This is a genomic window from Rubritalea profundi, from assembly GCF_002954445.1.
GTDB classification, from domain to species: Bacteria; Verrucomicrobiota; Verrucomicrobiia; order Verrucomicrobiales; family Akkermansiaceae; genus Rubritalea; species Rubritalea profundi.
On record NZ_MQWA01000001.1, the window covers coordinates 4,054,759 to 4,071,060 of the forward strand.

The 16,302-nt window shown below is 49.4% G+C and carries 14 protein-coding genes and 1 pseudogene; 7 read left to right on the forward strand and 8 right to left on the reverse strand.

Features of this window, described 5'->3' with window-relative positions:
- Positions 1 to 50 precede the first annotated feature (50 nt).
- A pseudogene (selD, locus tag BSZ32_RS17710) lies at positions 51 to 1,034 on the forward strand (selenide, water dikinase SelD); the annotation flags it as partial.
- 87 nt (positions 1,035 to 1,121) lie between these two features.
- Positions 1,122 to 1,988 (forward strand): Rossmann-like and DUF2520 domain-containing protein, encoded by an 867-nt coding sequence (locus tag BSZ32_RS17715; RefSeq protein WP_105044644.1) that lies wholly within the window; start codon positions 1,122 to 1,124, stop codon positions 1,986 to 1,988.
- Positions 1,989 to 2,124: 136 nt separating this feature from the next.
- Here the strand turns inward: BSZ32_RS17715 and BSZ32_RS17720 are convergent, their stop codons facing one another.
- Positions 2,125 to 2,805, reverse strand: coding sequence for a SprT-like domain-containing protein (locus tag BSZ32_RS17720; protein ID WP_105044645.1), 681 nt, complete (start codon positions 2,803 to 2,805; stop codon positions 2,125 to 2,127).
- Between the two features lie 50 nt (positions 2,806 to 2,855).
- Positions 2,856 to 3,743, reverse strand: a complete 888-nt coding sequence (locus tag BSZ32_RS17725; RefSeq protein ID WP_105044646.1) for a cation diffusion facilitator family transporter — start codon at positions 3,741 to 3,743, stop codon at positions 2,856 to 2,858.
- An 86-nt stretch (positions 3,744 to 3,829) separates the two neighbouring features.
- Here BSZ32_RS17725 and BSZ32_RS17730 point away from each other — a divergent pair, with 86 nt between their 5' ends.
- On the forward strand, positions 3,830 to 4,342 hold the full coding sequence (locus tag BSZ32_RS17730) for a DUF4184 family protein (RefSeq protein WP_105044647.1): 513 nt from the start codon (positions 3,830 to 3,832) through the stop codon (positions 4,340 to 4,342).
- Between the two features lie 181 nt (positions 4,343 to 4,523).
- On the opposite strand, the gene gnd is transcribed toward BSZ32_RS17730, so the two are convergent.
- Positions 4,524 to 5,957, reverse strand: a complete 1,434-nt coding sequence (gene gnd, locus BSZ32_RS17735; protein ID WP_105044648.1) for a decarboxylating NADP(+)-dependent phosphogluconate dehydrogenase — start codon at positions 5,955 to 5,957, stop codon at positions 4,524 to 4,526.
- 191 nt (positions 5,958 to 6,148) lie between these two features.
- Positions 6,149 to 7,066, reverse strand: a complete 918-nt coding sequence (locus BSZ32_RS17740; RefSeq protein WP_165788927.1) for a phytoene/squalene synthase family protein — start codon at positions 7,064 to 7,066, stop codon at positions 6,149 to 6,151.
- Between the two features lie 117 nt (positions 7,067 to 7,183).
- On the opposite strand from BSZ32_RS17740, the gene hemW reads away from it, so the two are divergent.
- Entirely contained in the window at positions 7,184 to 8,281 is a 1,098-nt protein-coding gene (hemW, locus tag BSZ32_RS17745; protein ID WP_105044650.1) for a radical SAM family heme chaperone HemW, read from the forward strand.
- Between the two features lie 104 nt (positions 8,282 to 8,385).
- The gene (argF, locus tag BSZ32_RS17750) at positions 8,386 to 9,282 is read left to right on the forward strand and encodes an ornithine carbamoyltransferase (RefSeq protein ID WP_105044651.1); all 897 of its coding nucleotides are present in this window, start codon (positions 8,386 to 8,388) and stop codon (positions 9,280 to 9,282) included.
- A gap of 435 nt (positions 9,283 to 9,717) precedes the next feature.
- Here the strand turns inward: argF and BSZ32_RS17755 are convergent, their stop codons facing one another.
- The 4 genes from BSZ32_RS17755 to BSZ32_RS17770 form a co-directional block, all read right to left on the reverse strand.
- Positions 9,718 to 10,005 (reverse strand): type II toxin-antitoxin system Phd/YefM family antitoxin, encoded by a 288-nt coding sequence (locus BSZ32_RS17755; protein WP_105044652.1) that lies wholly within the window; start codon positions 10,003 to 10,005, stop codon positions 9,718 to 9,720.
- Positions 10,006 to 10,283: 278 nt separating this feature from the next.
- The gene (locus BSZ32_RS17760) at positions 10,284 to 10,871 is read right to left on the reverse strand and encodes a hypothetical protein (RefSeq protein ID WP_129589824.1); all 588 of its coding nucleotides are present in this window, start codon (positions 10,869 to 10,871) and stop codon (positions 10,284 to 10,286) included.
- Positions 10,872 to 10,911: 40 nt separating this feature from the next.
- Positions 10,912 to 11,607: a pseudouridine synthase gene (locus BSZ32_RS17765; RefSeq protein WP_105044654.1), complete on the reverse strand. Its 696-nt coding sequence runs from the start codon at positions 11,605 to 11,607 to the stop codon at positions 10,912 to 10,914.
- Between the two features lie 41 nt (positions 11,608 to 11,648).
- Positions 11,649 to 13,013 (reverse strand): FtsW/RodA/SpoVE family cell cycle protein, encoded by a 1,365-nt coding sequence (locus BSZ32_RS17770; protein WP_240610681.1) that lies wholly within the window; start codon positions 13,011 to 13,013, stop codon positions 11,649 to 11,651.
- A gap of 45 nt (positions 13,014 to 13,058) precedes the next feature.
- Between BSZ32_RS17770 and BSZ32_RS17775 the strand changes: the two genes are divergently transcribed.
- The gene (locus BSZ32_RS17775; protein ID WP_105044655.1) at positions 13,059 to 14,303 is read left to right on the forward strand and encodes a polysaccharide deacetylase family protein; all 1,245 of its coding nucleotides are present in this window, start codon (positions 13,059 to 13,061) and stop codon (positions 14,301 to 14,303) included.
- A gap of 33 nt (positions 14,304 to 14,336) precedes the next feature.
- The gene (gene ffh / locus BSZ32_RS17780) at positions 14,337 to 15,785 is read left to right on the forward strand and encodes a signal recognition particle protein (protein WP_105044656.1); all 1,449 of its coding nucleotides are present in this window, start codon (positions 14,337 to 14,339) and stop codon (positions 15,783 to 15,785) included.
- Positions 15,786 to 16,302 lie beyond the last annotated feature (517 nt).

A 16,302-nucleotide genomic window follows, 5' to 3' on the forward strand; every position in this document is an offset into this window, starting at 1 on the left:
CACGACTCACGACGATGGCTGCCTGCGGTGGATGAGCTTCCAAGCTAGACCCTGCGGCGCTCACTCAGGTCTTGAGTGGTTTGCCGCAAAATATTGACCCCAACCTCCTCGTCGGCTCCGCAACGGCCGACGACGCTGGTGTGTACAAGATTGACGAAGATCGCGCACTCGTTCAGACGCTCGACTTCTTCACCCCAATAGTAGACGACCCCTATTTATTCGGCCAAATTGCCGCCGCAAATTCCCTCTCTGACGTCTACGCCATGGGTGGACGCCCAATCACCGCTATGGCGATTGCTGGGATGCCAACTGAGCTTCTGAGCAATGATGAAATAGCTGAGATTTTCCGCGGCGGCGCAGATATGGTCAAACTCGCCAATTGCTCCTTGGTTGGAGGCCATACAATCAAAAACCCAGAACCCATCTATGGACTCTCGGTCACAGGCATGGTGCATCCGGATAATTTTTTAGCAAATGCGCATGCAAAGGAAGGCGATATTCTACTGCTCACAAAACCTCTTGGGACTGGCATCATTTCAACGGCTCTCAAGCAAGGCGCTTGCTCAGATGAGCTAAACCAAGTCTCTATCACCGCTATGATCACACTCAACACTGCCGGTGCTGAGCTTGGTGAACAAGACATTGTAAACGCATGCACAGATGTGACAGGGTTCGGCCTTTTGGGTCACCTCAGAGAGATCGCTGATGCTTCTAATCTCACAGCCATTGTAGAAACAAAGAACATCCCAGCTATCGCTGATTCAATCTACGATCTCATCGAAGCAGGATTGGTTCCAGGAGGTAGTAAAAAGAATCTCGAAAGCGTCTCTCCCAGCGTCACCTTTTCGGACTCAGTAAGTACGGCATCACGACTACTGATGGCAGACGCCCAAACCTCTGGCGGCCTCCTCCTCTCAGTCACGCCCTCCAACGTTCCAGCCGTGGTCAAAATTCTTGAAGCGCACAATAGCCTCTGTGTTGCAGAAATAGGTACCATCGTGAAACGTCAAAACTCCAGTATCGTCTGCCAATAACTTAGGCTAGAATCGGCTTGAAAGGCAAGTGACCTCCAGTCTCAGACAGCTGGTCATCTTTTACTCCATGCAACAATCAATTCATAGATGCAGACACTTAACATCATCGGCGGAGGGAAGTTGGGTCAATCACTGGGGAGACTTTGGCATCACGCTGGAGCATTAGAGATTGGCGCTGTGCTAAATCGATCTCTCGAAAGCTCAGAAGCCGCAACAGAACATTTGGGTGGGGGCTCGGCGATTTCAGAGATGAAGTCTATGCCAGCTGCCGACCTCTGGATGATTTCAACTTCTGATGAGGAGATAGGTCTAGCAGCTGAAAAGCTTGCCGCCAGTGGCCTACTCAATGAAGGCTCTATTGTATTCCACTGTAGCGGACTACTAACCAGCGCGGTGTTAGGAGTAGTCAAACCAGCTGGAGCTCATGTGGCGAGTGTCCACCCGGTGATGAGTTTCGCTCAGCCTCTGAGTGATTTCAATGCATTCATTGGCACTCATTGTGGCTGTGAAGGCGACCCTAACGCCTTGATCACTTTAGCTCCCCTGTTCGAAGCTATCGGTGGGAAGTGCTTCACTCTCCTAGCCGAGCAAAAGGCGCTGTATCATGCTGCCACAGCCCTGTGCTGTAACCAGCTCACCGCACTTACTGAGGCGAGCATACAATTGTTTGAGAAAGCGGGACTAGAACGAGAGGCTACTCTGTCTCTCATGCAGCCATTGATGCAAACCACCCTCACTAACATCTTCCACCGGGGAACAGCAAACGCGCTGACTGGGCCTATCGCCCGAGGTGATCACGCTAGCGTCGCAAGCCACATCGATGCCATAGGGGAAGTAGAAGCCAACACACTCGCCATCTATCAGAGTCTTGGGAAAGTGGCTGTTGAGCTGAGTGCTACACAAGGTAATGCCACGCCCGAGGAACTAGAGAAGATTTCTAGTATATTCCAGTAGTATACTGGCGCGCATCAAGATTTTTGAAATTGGCCGGGAGATAGGAACTTAGGAGGATACATCTCGGAGCTAGAGTGTGTTACGTTTTACGTGTTAAATTGTTATGTCAATACTTGCTAACTCCACCAGGTACTAACTAAACCCGTGTGAGGGTTTTCTGGCAATTTCCACAGACAATGGATAGTTCAGGCTTACCCCACACATTCATGTTGCAGCTTGGGCAGCTGTATTTACATCTGTTAGAACGATTCTTTTTAACTCCAGCCTGACGCAATTGAGCATCTCTCTGCTGGTCTTCTACCGTCCTACTCACCAAGCCATCCTCATTACTAGACTGTAGTTGAACGACAACACCTAGCTTACGCAGTTCATGGCAACAACGCCGAAAATCCCCCTCAGCATCGACGTAGTCAAACATCGTTTGGCCGACTTTGTTTCCACCAGGGCTGCCAGTGGCTGATGGGATGAGCCCCACGGCCTCCATCTTCTGGGCCCATTCTTTATTGTGGTAACTCTTGCGCGATGGCTTACCGAAATGGAATTGCCATTGGTGGCACATCTCGTGTACTAAGGCCTGCCAAACCTCGATATCGGGTAGGTTGACATAGGCGTCAGGGTTGATGGCTATCTCATCGATCACTTGGCTATGATCCGCACGATCCTTGAAACTCCCCCGGCGGTACATTCCCACATTTTGAGATTTACGCTGGAGGGTGATCAGCACACCTGGCAACTCGTTATCAAAAAGTTCCTTATTGAAATACTCGTACGCTTTTTCGAAAACTGCATATTCACTCGTTGTCACTTGCTCCATCATTATGGAAAAATGTCATAGCTCTAAAAAATGTATTGTGCGATACATTTATCTCAATAATTGTCAGACAGCTCTAACAAGCACCTCTCCCCCTCAAGCTCAACCTCGATAGTGATGTGCTCGAATTGCTCATCACCTAGAAGTTCAAGGATACGCAATTTCGTCTGATAAATCGCATCACGGCTGGTAGAGCTCTGCATGACTAGGTGAGTTGAGAAGACATGATGCTCTCCCTCTAATGTCCAACAGTGCGTATGGTGAGAACTCAGTACACCTTCTAGGCCATGGAGTTTCTCCGTAAATTCTTCGGAATCAAAACTCGCTGGAACCTGCTGTAAAAAGTAACCAAAGCTCACCTTTAAATTTCTAATGACATTCCAAAGAATGAATAATGAAAGCATGATTGAGAGCAATGGATCAATGATAGGAAGGTCTACGATCATCATTATGCCCGCACCTATCAGCACGGTAATCCAACCTAAAACGTCTTCGAAAAGATGCCATCTAGCAATCTTCTCATTCATGCTATGGCCACCACTCAACTTCCACACAGCCACACCGTTGAATACAATTCCGAGAACAGCCATACCTAACATTCCTGGTGCATTGACCGCTTCAGGTGCAGCCAAGCGCTGAATCGCACCACCCAAGACAAAGCAAAGTCCAGCAATCAACACTCCACCAGTCACCAAAGAACCCAACATTGAAAACCGTCTATAGCCATAGGTGAAGCTTTTAGTCGCAGCCTTGTTAGATAAATTCTGCAAATACCACGCCACACCAAGGGAAACGCAATCACCAAAGTCGTGGACTGCATCGGTCATAATGGCGATACTGTTAGTCCACAATCCACCAGCCACCTCAATGATGGTAAATACGAGATTCAGCAAGAAAACCAGCTTGAGGCTAGATGTCGCATCATGATGGTAATGATGTCCCATAGCTTATATCCATAGAGGACAATGCCTCACACCACAAGAAGGCTCTTTTCCATTTACTAAAAAATCAGATGCTCTAATTCTAACAAATGCCCTTCACTCCCTTTCATCTAGGCCTCGGCGGACTCACTGGTGGATATGGATCTCGGTGGTTTAGCTTTCGCGCTTTCTGTTTTGCCAATGTCCTAATCGATGCTGAGGCTCTGTACCGCCTCCCCCTGATGCTTTACCCAGTGCACGACTGGATGCATACATTTCTTATTGGCGGGATTGCCCCAGTACTCTTATGGTACCACATTGGTCGACCGTTTTGCCTCTGGGTGTCTCGATGGTGGAATAAGTTAGCTGCCGGTGGAGTCCTAGAAAAAGTACACATTTCTAACAAAATAAAAACACTCCCAGCGATCATAGCCTTAGTGGTCGGTGGTCTTAGCCATGTATTCCTAGACGGTATCATGCATAGTGACATCGAACCACTCAGGCCTTTTGGCTACGGCAACCCGTTCTATAGGCTGATCAATATTTCCCACCTTCACTACATCCTCACATTCTGCGGACTCGTGGGTATTGGACTGATGTTTATTCGTTGCCGGAAAAAATAAATACGCTGGTCGAGCAAACTCTCCAGCGCTTGCCAAGCTGGGGCTTGGCGCTCCGAAGAAAAATGGCGGAACCTCGCTAGAGGCCCCGCCATAAAAATTTGTGGTGAGATGGGATTCGAAAGAAGTCGAAGGCTGTCAGTCACTTTTTCTTTTTCCTTCTCACTCCAAAGCCACGCTTTGATTAGTCAATAAGCTCTGGCCAGTCTTCTGTGTGGAAGAACTCGCCTTCTGGCTTGTCGATGCGCTCGTAGGTGTGAGCACCGAAGAAGTCACGCTGAGCCTGAAGGAGGTTCGCAGGAACGCGCTCTGCACGGTAAGCATCGTAGTAGCTGAGTGAGCCACCGAATGATGGAACTGGAATTCCGTTAGTCGCTGCTAGAGCCACTACTTCACGCCAGTCTTGCTGACCTGAGTTGAGAACCTTAGTGAAGAACGGAGCAAGCATCAGGTTAGTGAGGTTCGCATCAGTCTCGTATGCTTCTGTGATATGGTTGAGGAAGCGAGCACGGATGATACAACCGCCACGCCAGATGCGAGCGATAGCACCGAGATTGAGGCCCCAGTTCTTCTCTTTGCCAACCTTAGCGATGAGGTCGAGCCCCTGAGCGTAGGAAACGATCTTGGATGAGTAGAGTGCGTTGCGCACTTTCTTCACGAGCTCTTCCTTGCTGAGTGAGCCGAGGTCGAAGTTCCAGTTGTCTGGTCCCTGAAGGATTCCAGAAGCTAGCTTACGCTGATCGCGCATGGAGGAAAGGATACGTGCTTCAACAGAACCAGCGATCGTGGAGAATGGTACAGCCTGTTCGACTGAGCCCATTACTGTCCAGCGGCCTGTGCCCTTTTGACCAGCCTTGTCAACGATGAGGTCAACGATGTCTTTGCCAGTTTCTGCATCCTTCTGCTTGAAGATGTTTGCTGTGATTTCAATGAGGTAGGACTCGAGGTCGCCTGCATTCCAGTCAGCAAAGATTGCTGCTTGCTCTTCGTTAGAGAAGCCTGCTGCTTTGAAAATGTTGTACGCTTCACAGATGAGCTGCATGTCACCGTACTCGATACCGTTGTGCACCATCTTTACGAAGTGGCCTGCGCCGCCTTCACCGATGTGAGTCACACAAGGAACGCCGTCTACCTTAGCGGAGATGGACTCAAAGATTGGCTGCATGATTGCCCATGTGCTCGCTGGGCCACCAGGCATGATGGATGGGCCTTTGAGAGCTCCTTCTTCGCCGCCGGAAACACCAGCACCGATGAAGCGGAATCCTTTTTCAGAGAGATACTTCTCACGGCGCTCAGTGTCCGTGTAGAGGGTGTTACCACCATCGATGATGATATCGTCTTGATCAAGAAGTGGGATCAGTGACTCAATAACTGCGTCAACTGGACCACCGGCTTTCACCATGATTTGGATCTTACGTGGAGTCGCAAGGCTCTGAACGAATTCCTCAAGAGACTGTGCGCCTACGAGATTCTTGTCTGGGTTTGCAGCGATGAACTGGTCAGTCACTGAAGTTGTGCGGTTATATACGGAAACCTGGAAGCCGCGGCTCTCAACATTGAGAACGAGGTTCTGGCCCATTACTGCTAGGCCGATTAGGCCAAAGTCACTTTTGCTCATAAAATTATATTTTTCAGATGAAAATTACGGATTCGCATTATTCTCATATCCGCCAGCATGGCAACTCGAACTTGCGCCATTTCTTAAATATCTCCGCCATTTATATAGGTAAACTGCGTCAGCTAAGAATATTTCGGCAGATGCTTGCCCATTTATCGTCAATCCGATCAGACGACATTGCTTAGGAGCTACTAATAAAACAAAGCTTTGCGGAAACAACGCTTCACCGTGGCACGGTCGACCTTGACCCCACGCTCTAGATCATCCCAGCTGGCACGATCTAGCAGGTCTAATGTTTCTCTGGCAATGAGAGCGGGCAAGACAGTCGCCACACGCGCGCGCCATTGGCGTAGTGACTTGGCATAGGTGATGCCGGAATCAATGTACATCCGCGCCTTTGCTCGCCATTCCTTAGCTGACTCCATGATCAGCTCTTTATCACGAGGATCGCTAACTGGGAGATAGCATCGACCATTGGCAAAATCCTCAGGTAGGTCGCGCAAGATATTCACTAACTGTAGGCCAATTCCATATTCACCACCCGTCTCATCGAGCTCTGCGCGCTCAAGGCGAGAAAATCGGTGAGCGGACTGGTACCCCACTTCAGACCAAAATTCCCCTACTGAACCAGCCACCTGATAACAATAGGTCTCAAGTTCTTTAGCGCTGGAAAGACAGGGATGGTGATTGACGGCAAAATGCCGAATATCGTTCATTTGGCCCGTACAAATATGGCCTAGCACCACAGCTATAGCCTTCCAGGCCCATTCCCTAACTGTGTCGTACCAATGGAAAACATCATCGAGACGTTCCAGCAGGAGGCGTTCCTTTTCATTTGTCTGGTAGCCAACAAAGGAGCTCGAAATCAGCTCAATCAGCTCAGCTCGCACCACTTTATCATTGAGCGCAGGGGTGAATTTCGCCAAACATGTCTCACGAAGTGCAGCTGGGACTTGCTCAGTGTCAGCAATCGTGTCAGAAGCACGCGCCAGCAAATAACCGAGGCTGATAGGCTCCCGCATCAATCTTGGAAGAAAACGAATGGTGAGGTAAAAAGAGCGTGATACTCCTTTTAGCACCCCTTTTCCTAAATCGATTTGCTGTTGCACAAACACACTCAAACATAAAGTAGACGATAGTTCACCTCAGATTTATCCCATTTTGTCATTTCCTCCGCATCATGCTGGGCGTAATAGCATAACAACCCAACCGATCTATAGTTCCTCGTGCAACTTTACCTTCACATTCCCTTCTGCCACCGCATCTGCCCGTATTGCTCATTCTACAAGCACACACCGGGCAACACCGACATGCGCGCGTTTATCGACGCCATTTTGCTCGAGGGAAAAAAACACGTGGAGAAGATCGGCGAGAACAAACTAACCACACTCTATTGCGGTGGCGGCACTCCCTCCATGCTCTCCCCGACCCACCTCAAACTGTTATTCAGCGGGTTGCGCGAAATCTTCGACATGAGCGAGCTTAAGGAACTCACTTTCGAGGCCAACCCAGCAACCTTCGACCTCACCAAGGCAAAGCTCTTTAAAGAACTAGGGATAACGCGAATCTCCCTCGGTATCCAATCATTCGACAACGGAGTTTTGAAAACTCTAGGACGCGAGCACAATCGTGAAGAAGCAATGGCTGCTGTACCCATTCTACGTGAAGCCGGAATCAAGGAAGTGAACATCGACCTGATGTTCTCGATTCCTGGGCAAACGCTTGAAGTCTGGCAAGACACGCTCGATACTGCCGTCAGCCTCAATCCTGACCACATTTCAGCCTACAATCTCACCTACGAGGAAGACACAGCCTTCATCGACAAACTCACTGCTGGTGAATATATTGACGATTCGGAGACCAACGCGCAGATGTTCACTGCGGGTCACGACACGCTGACTGCTGCAGGTTTCGAGCACTACGAGACATCGAACTACGCCAAGATCGGCACTCGCTCTACTCACAACCTTTCTTATTGGAAAGGCGCAAACTACCTCGGGCTCGGGCCATCCGCAGTCTCCACAGTCGGCAACACTCGCTGGAAGAATCTTCCCGACACAGCGAACTACATCAATCAAATCAACCACGTAGGTCACGCTCAAACCGAGAGCGAACACCTCACTGAAGAAGATCTCCATCTAGAACAGATCGCCCTCCAGCTCCGCACCACCGATGGATTACCACTGGATGTCCTCAGCGATGGTGAGCGCCAACGCGCGCAGAGTGTTATCGATGAAGGCATGGCCAAAGTTCTGGATGGAAACATGATTCTCACAGGTGAAGGTAGACTCCTAGTAGACTCGATTGTGGAGCATATTGTGTAACTCAGGAAAAAGTGATGAGGAGAAAGGTGAATCGAGTCCACCAATTTCAGTATCGACAAATACCCTAGCTCTGTGTTTTCCTCCGCACTTCTCAATTTCCCGCTATGAAACATTTACTTTCTATTGAAGAGCTCGACGCTGGTCAGCTCAATGGTCTCATCGATTCAGCCGTACAGCTTAAGGCTGAACGCGGCAATCACAGCAGCCAACCACTCGCGGGACAAACTTGGGCAATGATTTTCACAAAGTCCTCCACCCGTACTCGTGTCTCATTCGAAGTTGGCGTGCGTGAACTCGGCGGCTCGATCATGTTTCTCTCGTCCAATGACATCCAACTTGGCCGCGGCGAGCCGATCAAAGACACTGCGCGCGTACTTGGTCGGATGATTCATGGATGTATCATCCGCACATTCGACCAACAGGACGTCGTCGATTTCTCTGAGTTCGGCAATATCCCAACCATCAATGCACTGACTGACGAAGAACACCCCTGCCAGATTCTAGCAGACCTTCTCACAGTCAAAGAAAAGTTAGGCACTTGGGAGGGCAAGAAAGTCGTCTTCATCGGAGACGGCGACAACAACATGTCACGCTCATGGATCTGGGCCGCTAAATACCTCGGCTTCGAGCTCGTAGTCGCAGCTCCAGCCTCCTGCATGCCACCACAACAATGGATAGACAAGGTAAATGCGCCTAACGTCACACTCTGTACTGACCCAGTGGAAGCAGTCCGTGGAGCAGATATCATCAACACGGATGTTTGGCTCTCTATGGGACAAGAAGGACAAGCTGAGAAAGAAGCGCTCTTTGGCGACTACCAAGTCAATGCTCAGCTACTCAGCAATGCAGCTAAAGACCATATCGTCCTTCACTGTCTCCCAGCCTACCGCGACAAGGAGATCACAGAAGAAATTCTCGAACTCCACGCCGACACTATTTTCCAGCAAGCCGAAAACCGCCTCCACGCGCAGAAGGCTGTGCTAGCAGCTATTGCCCGCTAAGGTTTCGAGCAATCATTTTTCATAATTGACCCAAGTGGCTTTACCGTCGCTTGGGTCTTTTTTGTTTCCAGCGTTTAGCTGGTACATCCGACAACTCCCATCGGTTGTGAGAATCACCCTTGGTGCAGATAGCGCCGAGCACTATGGCGTATGTTGAGAATTCTCACTGTGTTCTCGTGGATGCTATAAATGATTCGGTATTGAGAATGGGTACCGAAGGAAAAGTAATTGCCGTAATTCTTCACCCCCCCAGAGCCCACTCTCTGGAGCAAGTGGGCAGGGTTCGGGCATTATTTGAAGAGTCTCAATGTCTGACCTTAGAGAGGTAATTCACTCTTCTAATTTTTCGGGTGCTTGCTCACTGAGCCACACCACCACATACTCAAGCTCTTCCTGTGCCGTGGAAGCGAATACGACAGTGTATTCCAGCAGGATTTATGAAGTGATATACTTTTCTTCAAGACTGGCAAAGACATCCACTGAGGATATCCCCTTACCTCCTTCACGAAAGTAATTCATAGCACTCTGCAGTCGAGCATCCTGAATGGCTTGCTCCGCCAATGATGCCATTTTTTCATAGGACTCGGCGTCTTGAATAACCACAGATGCCTCTCCGTTCACCGTGAGGATTTCAGGCTCCCGTGTGGCATGGAGGTGCTGGATATGAGGTTTTGAGTTCCGAAGGAAATCCGAAAGCGGCTTGATAGCTGATGTTTTAACCATGATGAGAGCAGTAAATTCTATGTTTATTATATACTCTCCTTACAGGAAATCGAACTCTTTGAGTTGGTTTGTGAGTTCAATTCCCTTCAGGCAATGAAAACCCCTTCTACCTCGCCGTAGGACTTGAAACTTCCACGTTCCGCCCCACTTCCTCCTTCTTTTGCCGTGGGAGGATTCGCATCACAGCAAGAAGTCAACATAGCACCAATATATAGGTGTGTGACTCATTTCAATGATCGGTGCATATTGTCAGTCAAATAGATGATCCATCAGTGACTTTACTGACTGCTCTCCACATTCACCTCGGTGATCGTCTGTGGGCGTTGTGCTTCCACTAGCTCTGCGGCGTGGTAGTCGATGAAAGTTTGCTCTAGGTGGGCGTAAAGATCGGAAATTGTCTGCTTTTTACTCACACGATACTCGATCATCTCCTTATGTGTCGTTGTGGGATAGCTCTTGATCACCGCATTGGCGCGTTGCCCGGCATCACCCGAACCCGCTGCTTGAACATCGCTGGCTCTTTCAGTGAAGTTTTCCACCACATCATTGAGGTAGCCGCTCGGAGAATTGCGCGGTTCCACATGGTAGATCCTCACTAAATTGCGGGACTTGAGCGAGATTGTTAACTCACGCACGTAGGCAACATTATCGACAGCGTATTCCTGAATACCGAAGCTCTCAACGTCAGCCACAGACACAAAAGCAATTTGATTATCGACCGTGGCTTTCCAGAAGAGAGTCTTCACCTTTCCCGTCACAGTCCGTTGGCTCGGGCTAGTTACCGCCTTTTCCTGCCCAATAATGACTTGGGCATGAAGTATCGAACTAACAGATAGGAGACTCAGTAGGCATAGGATTGATCGCATGGCTAGAGTCCTAGCAGGATGCTAAACGCAAGAGAAGCGCCTACTTCAAAAAACTTTGAATCTCCGCGTCATCGAGCTCGTAAAATTCACCTGGCTCAAGATCTCTCAGAGTAACGGCACCAATATTCTCACGCTTAAGTTCAAGCACCTTGTTACCGATGGCTCCGAACATGCGCTTCACTTGGTGGTACTTTCCTTCAGTGATTGTCAGGCGACCTTCTCGCTCGCCTAGTAACTCTAACTTGGCTGGAAGCGTGCGCTTTTCTTCGCCTCTTAGATACAATCCTTCAGCAAAAATTTCGACAATTTCCTCGTCGATAGGATCAATTAGAGTGACATGGTAAACCTTTTCACACGAAAATTTCGGTGAGGTGACTCGGTGGCTCCATTTGCCATCGCTGGTGAGAAGTACAAGGCCAGTAGCATCTTTATCGAGACGTCCAGCGATGTGGAGTTCTTTGTGGGTGAAACCGTCGACCAGATCGATCACAGTGTCATCTTCCTCGTCATCACCAGTAGATGAGAGCACATCTTCAGGCTTATAAAGGGCAATGTAAACCTCACCAGACTCGGTGATCAGCTGGCCATTGACAATGATTTCGTCCTCAGGCTTCAGCTTGAGCCCTTGGTCTTTCACAACCACACCATTCACCTTAGCTCTACCCGACAGGATAGCTACTTTTGCCAGTGAACGTGATGCTTCAGAATGGGTTGCTATGAATTTGTCGAGCCGCATGGCGTGACGCTACGCAGCAGATTTAAAAATTGCAAGCAAGGCTAGAGAGCTTCTCCACGCTGCGTTCCTTCATTAGCATTGCTGCGCCCTTCCCCACGTCGCTTTCCAATAACTTGTCTACGTCCACGACGCGACAAAGTGATCGGTTTTGTGACATCCTCAGCAGGCACCACATTCCGGTGAATCCAAACACTCTGGATCAATCCCAGCATGAACATACACATCAACAAGAAGGTTCCTGAGTATGAAATCAGTGGCAGAGGAATACCCGTGATCGGCATGATCCGAATGTGCATTCCAATATTCTCAAAAATGTGGGCGAAGAAAAGAGCCACTACAGCACAGACAATGACTTGCCCCGACAAGTCGCGGCTGTAGTAGGAAATGAACAATGCCTGGATAAGTAATACCCCATAAATCGTCACCAACACCATACTCCCTCGGAAGCCTTGTTCTTCAGCAATCACTGCGAAAATAAAATCGTTGTGGGCGGTTTTCCACGGGATGTACTTCTTATCGTGGATCGAGCCTTTATTCGCGTCGGCTAAATGCCCCACGCCTTTCCATCCAGCCTTTCCTACAGCCATACCAATATAGTGGGGCGCATAGGCGTCTCCCTGAATATCCACTTCTCGGTCATTAAGCATGTCGAGGTAGAGCTCTATACGCTGGGTGCCACGCTCGGAAGCACTCGGTAGTACAATGAAAAACAGCGGCGGAACCAGCGCCAGTCCGATCAACATAATGAAACTCAAGTAGCGGAAAGGAATCCCTCCTGTCAGCATCACAACGCCCACCACTGGTAACCAAACCAAGGCTGAGCCCATGTCTCCCATCAACGCGACCAATGCAAATGGCACCAGCGACATGACAGCGATCATTCCAACTTTGACGATTGGTAGGTCTAACAGCGGATGTAGTCGCGGCATTTGCTGGAGCATCACAGCCATCGCAATAAAGCCAGCTACCACCATGAACTGAGCAGGCTGGAAGCTAACTCCTGCAAAATTTAGCTGATGGACTTCATTGTCCACAAACATAGCAGCAATCATCAGCCCCAAACCAGCTAGGTACATAGGCAAGGCCAAATACTTGATCCACCTATAGTCAGTCAATGCTGTGACTAAGTAGACAACGCCACCGATGAGTGCCCAAACTTTTTGGCGATCAGCGTAGTATTCACCACCTTGCGGCAAGTGACGTGCGGCGCTCTCGATCGAGAAAACACCGAACACAATGAGACCTACCATGGAGAGTAACAACACCCAGTTGAGTCCTAAAAATTTGCGCAAGAGCGGAGTCATCGTACCAAAATCCCATTCACGATAATCACCGACCCCTGTATAGCAAGCAAAGTTAGCGAGCAATTCTTTAGAATCGTAGAAAAACGCACCAGATTCAGCCATATCAGTATTTACAAAAAAGATGCCAGCATTACAGTAGCAACTTCCGTGACAATCAAGGCATTCACTACCATTCTTATCAGCTTTTTCATCGCCTGTATCGCGATGGCCCAATCCTCGTTGACTACAGCGGATTCAGACAAAGCCGTGGCTGATGCTACAATCCCGCCAACCTTGGTGAATGCCACTGAGGACCACTCGCTGGTCACTGTTCTCGGCTACCACGACTTTACCGATGGCTCTGAAGCAACCGAAATGCTTCTCCCTATAGATGCCTTTCGCAAGCAACTCCAAGCCATCAAGGATCTAAAACTTAAAGTCCTCACGCTCGAAGAGTTCATAGAGTGGAAGACAGGAAACTTCAAACTACCCGAGCGCTCGGTGCTGATCACTATCGATGACGGATGGAAGACGGTCTACACTCACGCCTATCCTGTCCTCAAGGAATTTGAATTCCCTTTCACCCTATTTCTCTACAAGAACTACGTTGATGGCGGCGGCAAGGCACTAACTTCAGAAATGGTCAAAGAAATGCAAGCCAATGGTGCGAGCGTCGGTTCACATTCAGTTTCGCACCCCTACCCTAGCTCTGTCAAAAAGCGGATCAAACAAGGTCCCGAAAAATACGCTACCTTCCTCGATACCGAATTTGGCGATTCTAAGCAATTTCTCGAAGAAAAATTTGGTAACGTGGTAAACACCTATGCCTACCCTGGTGGATTCCATACCCCTGAGATGTTTGATGTGGCTAAAAACAAAGGGTACACATGTTTATTTACAGTCCTCCCTGGAAAGGTTTCAAAAAAATCCGGAGATATGACCCTGCCTCGTTACATCATTCTAGGCACTCACGACAGTGTGTTTGAGAGCGCCACAAGCTTTCCTGCTACAGCCACTAGTACTGCCAGCCTCGGAGCGATCATCCAGACTACCCGCCACCCAGTCACTCCTGCAGCGGGCTCTACTATCGGTGATCGACTCCCTGAAATCTCCACCAATCTCAGCGACATCGAGCTTCTCGATCCAGCCTCATTGGTCATGCGCGTCTCGGGCTTCGGTCAGGTCCCAGCAACCTTTGACCCAGAAAGCAAAAAATTCTCTTGGAAAGTCAACCGACGTCTGCGCAAACCTACCTGCGACATCACTGTGAGCTGGAAGCTGCTAGAAGCGGAGAAGTACGAAAAGCCAATGAACTGGACTTTCATCCTCAACCGACGCGCTACCTATCTTCCTACCACAGCCCCATCACTACCAGCGGCTCAGCCATCCGAGGATGCTAACACTGCCCAGTGATCCCACATCTTTTTATCTACTAAATTTACCACCATGTTCAACTCACTCTCAGACTCACTCGACACCGCCTTTAAGAACTTCCGAGGTCAGGGCAAAATTTCTGAAAAGAATATCACCGACGCCCTTCGCGAGGTTCGCCTGGCGCTGCTCGAAGCTGACGTCGATTACTCCGTAGCCAAGCTCTTCATCAAAAATGTGAAAGAACAGGCACTTGGTGAGAAAGTGATGAAGTCGGTCAAACCGAGCGAGCAGATCGTTAAGATTTTCCACGACCAACTCACAGCCCTCCTTGGAGGAGACAACGAACCACTCGACCTCACTCCACCAGCGCGCATCATGATGGTAGGTCTCAACGGTGCTGGTAAGACAACTACTTGTGCCAAGCTTGCTGCGCGCCTCAAGAAAGAAGGGCGCCGCCCACTTCTCGTCGCCTGTGACCTTTACCGTCCAGCCGCCATCGACCAGCTCGCGACACTCGCCAAGCAAATCGATGTGCCCGTCTACACTCCAGATCCATCGGAGACTGACTTGGTCAAAGTCGCAAAAGATGCCCTCAAATGGGCAGACGGCCAGAATGGCACCTTGATTATTTTTGATACTGCCGGACGCCAGGAGGTAGACGAAAAACTCATCGGAGAACTCAAAGAACTCCACACCTTCCTCGCCCCTAAAGAAACTCTCCTCGTTGCAGACGCCGCGACTGGTCAGCAGGCAGTATCGGTAGCTAGCCACTTCGACGAAGCGGTCGGCATCACAGGAATCATCCTTTCAAAACTCGATGGTGACGCACGCGGTGGCGCAGCGCTCTCCATGCGTACTATCACCGGAAAGCCAATCAAGTATTCTGGCGACGGTGAGAAGATAGAAGACTTCACAGAGTTCCACCCAGAGCGTATGGCTGGTCGCATCCTCGACATGGGTGACGTAGTCTCCATGGTCGAACACGTCGCTGGCAAGATCGACGAAAAGGAAGCGATGATCTCTGCCGAGCGTATGCAGTCCGGTAAGTTCGACTTCAACGACTTCCTTAGTCAGATGAAGATGATCCGCTCGCTCGGACCACTCGACGGCTTACTCAACATGCTTCCAGGCATGAAAAAGCTCAAAAAGCAGATTCCAGCGGATGCTCTCAACACGGATAAAATGAAGCACATGGAAGCCATCGTTCTTTCCATGACTCCGAAAGAACGCACACGTCCAGAAATTATCAAAGGCACACGCCGCAAGCGTATTGCTAAAGGCTCAGGCACCTCAGTCCTCGAAGTGAACCGCCTGCTCAAGCAGTTCGGTGAAATGCGCAAGATGATGCGCTCCAAAGGCAAAATGAAGCAGATGATGGAGCAAATGGGCGGTATGGAAGGCATGGGCGACATGCTCGGTGGCGGCAAAGGTGGAGAGCTCAATATGGACGATCTCGATATGAGTAAGCTCGGCGACATGAGCAAGAAATTCGGCGGCAAAGGCGGCGGACTCCCATTCTAATCGAGCGGCACCCGACGTGTTCCGCTTTCGGTATTCCGTTTTCCCACTGACAAGATACAAGCCAAGCTCGTTGAATCCCTGAGCGGAAATTCAGATTATTTTTAGAGCCACCTTCGGGTGGCTCTTTTTCTTTATTCCCTATGTTCTAGGAAATTACAGAAGCTGCCCCTCAAGGGTATTATCCACATAATTAATACCACTTAGAGTTCGAAAAGAGGCTAATGACGGAGTGATTTCTTGCTAAATCAAGGCTCGACGAGGGAGTGGTGCGGGCACCATGACTGAGGAGAAACGCTGGTTTAGCAAGAAAGCGCCCGGTATCTCATTCGTTCCGCGAAGCGCATTTCCCTAAAACCCGAAAAAAACGTTTGTCTCTTTTGGAAATCTAAGTGGTATTAGTTGCTATCATGAACTTAAAGCACTCAGAAAACACATTAACGAATGAATATCGGTGCCACTAAGTAAATTTGTTAGGCTATTTCAGGAAATTTGAATATGAGCCATTCCTTACGATTGA

Excerpts from the sequence above, each read along its gene's own strand:
- BSZ32_RS17715 (WP_105044644.1), top strand. The coding sequence starts at position 1,122 with ATGCAGACACTTAACATCATCGGCGGAGGGAAGTTGGGTCAATCACTG.
- BSZ32_RS17720 (WP_105044645.1), bottom strand. The coding sequence starts at position 2,805 with ATGATGGAGCAAGTGACAACGAGTGAATATGCAGTTTTCGAAAAAGCG.
- BSZ32_RS17725 (WP_105044646.1), bottom strand. The coding sequence starts at position 3,743 with ATGGGACATCATTACCATCATGATGCGACATCTAGCCTCAAGCTGGTT.
- BSZ32_RS17730 (WP_105044647.1), top strand. The coding sequence starts at position 3,830 with ATGCCCTTCACTCCCTTTCATCTAGGCCTCGGCGGACTCACTGGTGGA.
- gnd (WP_105044648.1), bottom strand. The coding sequence starts at position 5,957 with ATGAGCAAAAGTGACTTTGGCCTAATCGGCCTAGCAGTAATGGGCCAG.
- argF (WP_105044651.1), top strand. The coding sequence starts at position 8,386 with ATGAAACATTTACTTTCTATTGAAGAGCTCGACGCTGGTCAGCTCAAT.
- BSZ32_RS17755 (WP_105044652.1), bottom strand. The coding sequence starts at position 10,005 with ATGGTTAAAACATCAGCTATCAAGCCGCTTTCGGATTTCCTTCGGAAC.
- BSZ32_RS17760 (WP_129589824.1), bottom strand. The coding sequence starts at position 10,871 with ATGCGATCAATCCTATGCCTACTGAGTCTCCTATCTGTTAGTTCGATA.
- BSZ32_RS17765 (WP_105044654.1), bottom strand. The coding sequence starts at position 11,607 with ATGCGGCTCGACAAATTCATAGCAACCCATTCTGAAGCATCACGTTCA.
- BSZ32_RS17770 (WP_240610681.1), bottom strand. The coding sequence starts at position 13,013 with ATGGCTGAATCTGGTGCGTTTTTCTACGATTCTAAAGAATTGCTCGCT.
- ffh (WP_105044656.1), top strand. The coding sequence starts at position 14,337 with ATGTTCAACTCACTCTCAGACTCACTCGACACCGCCTTTAAGAACTTC.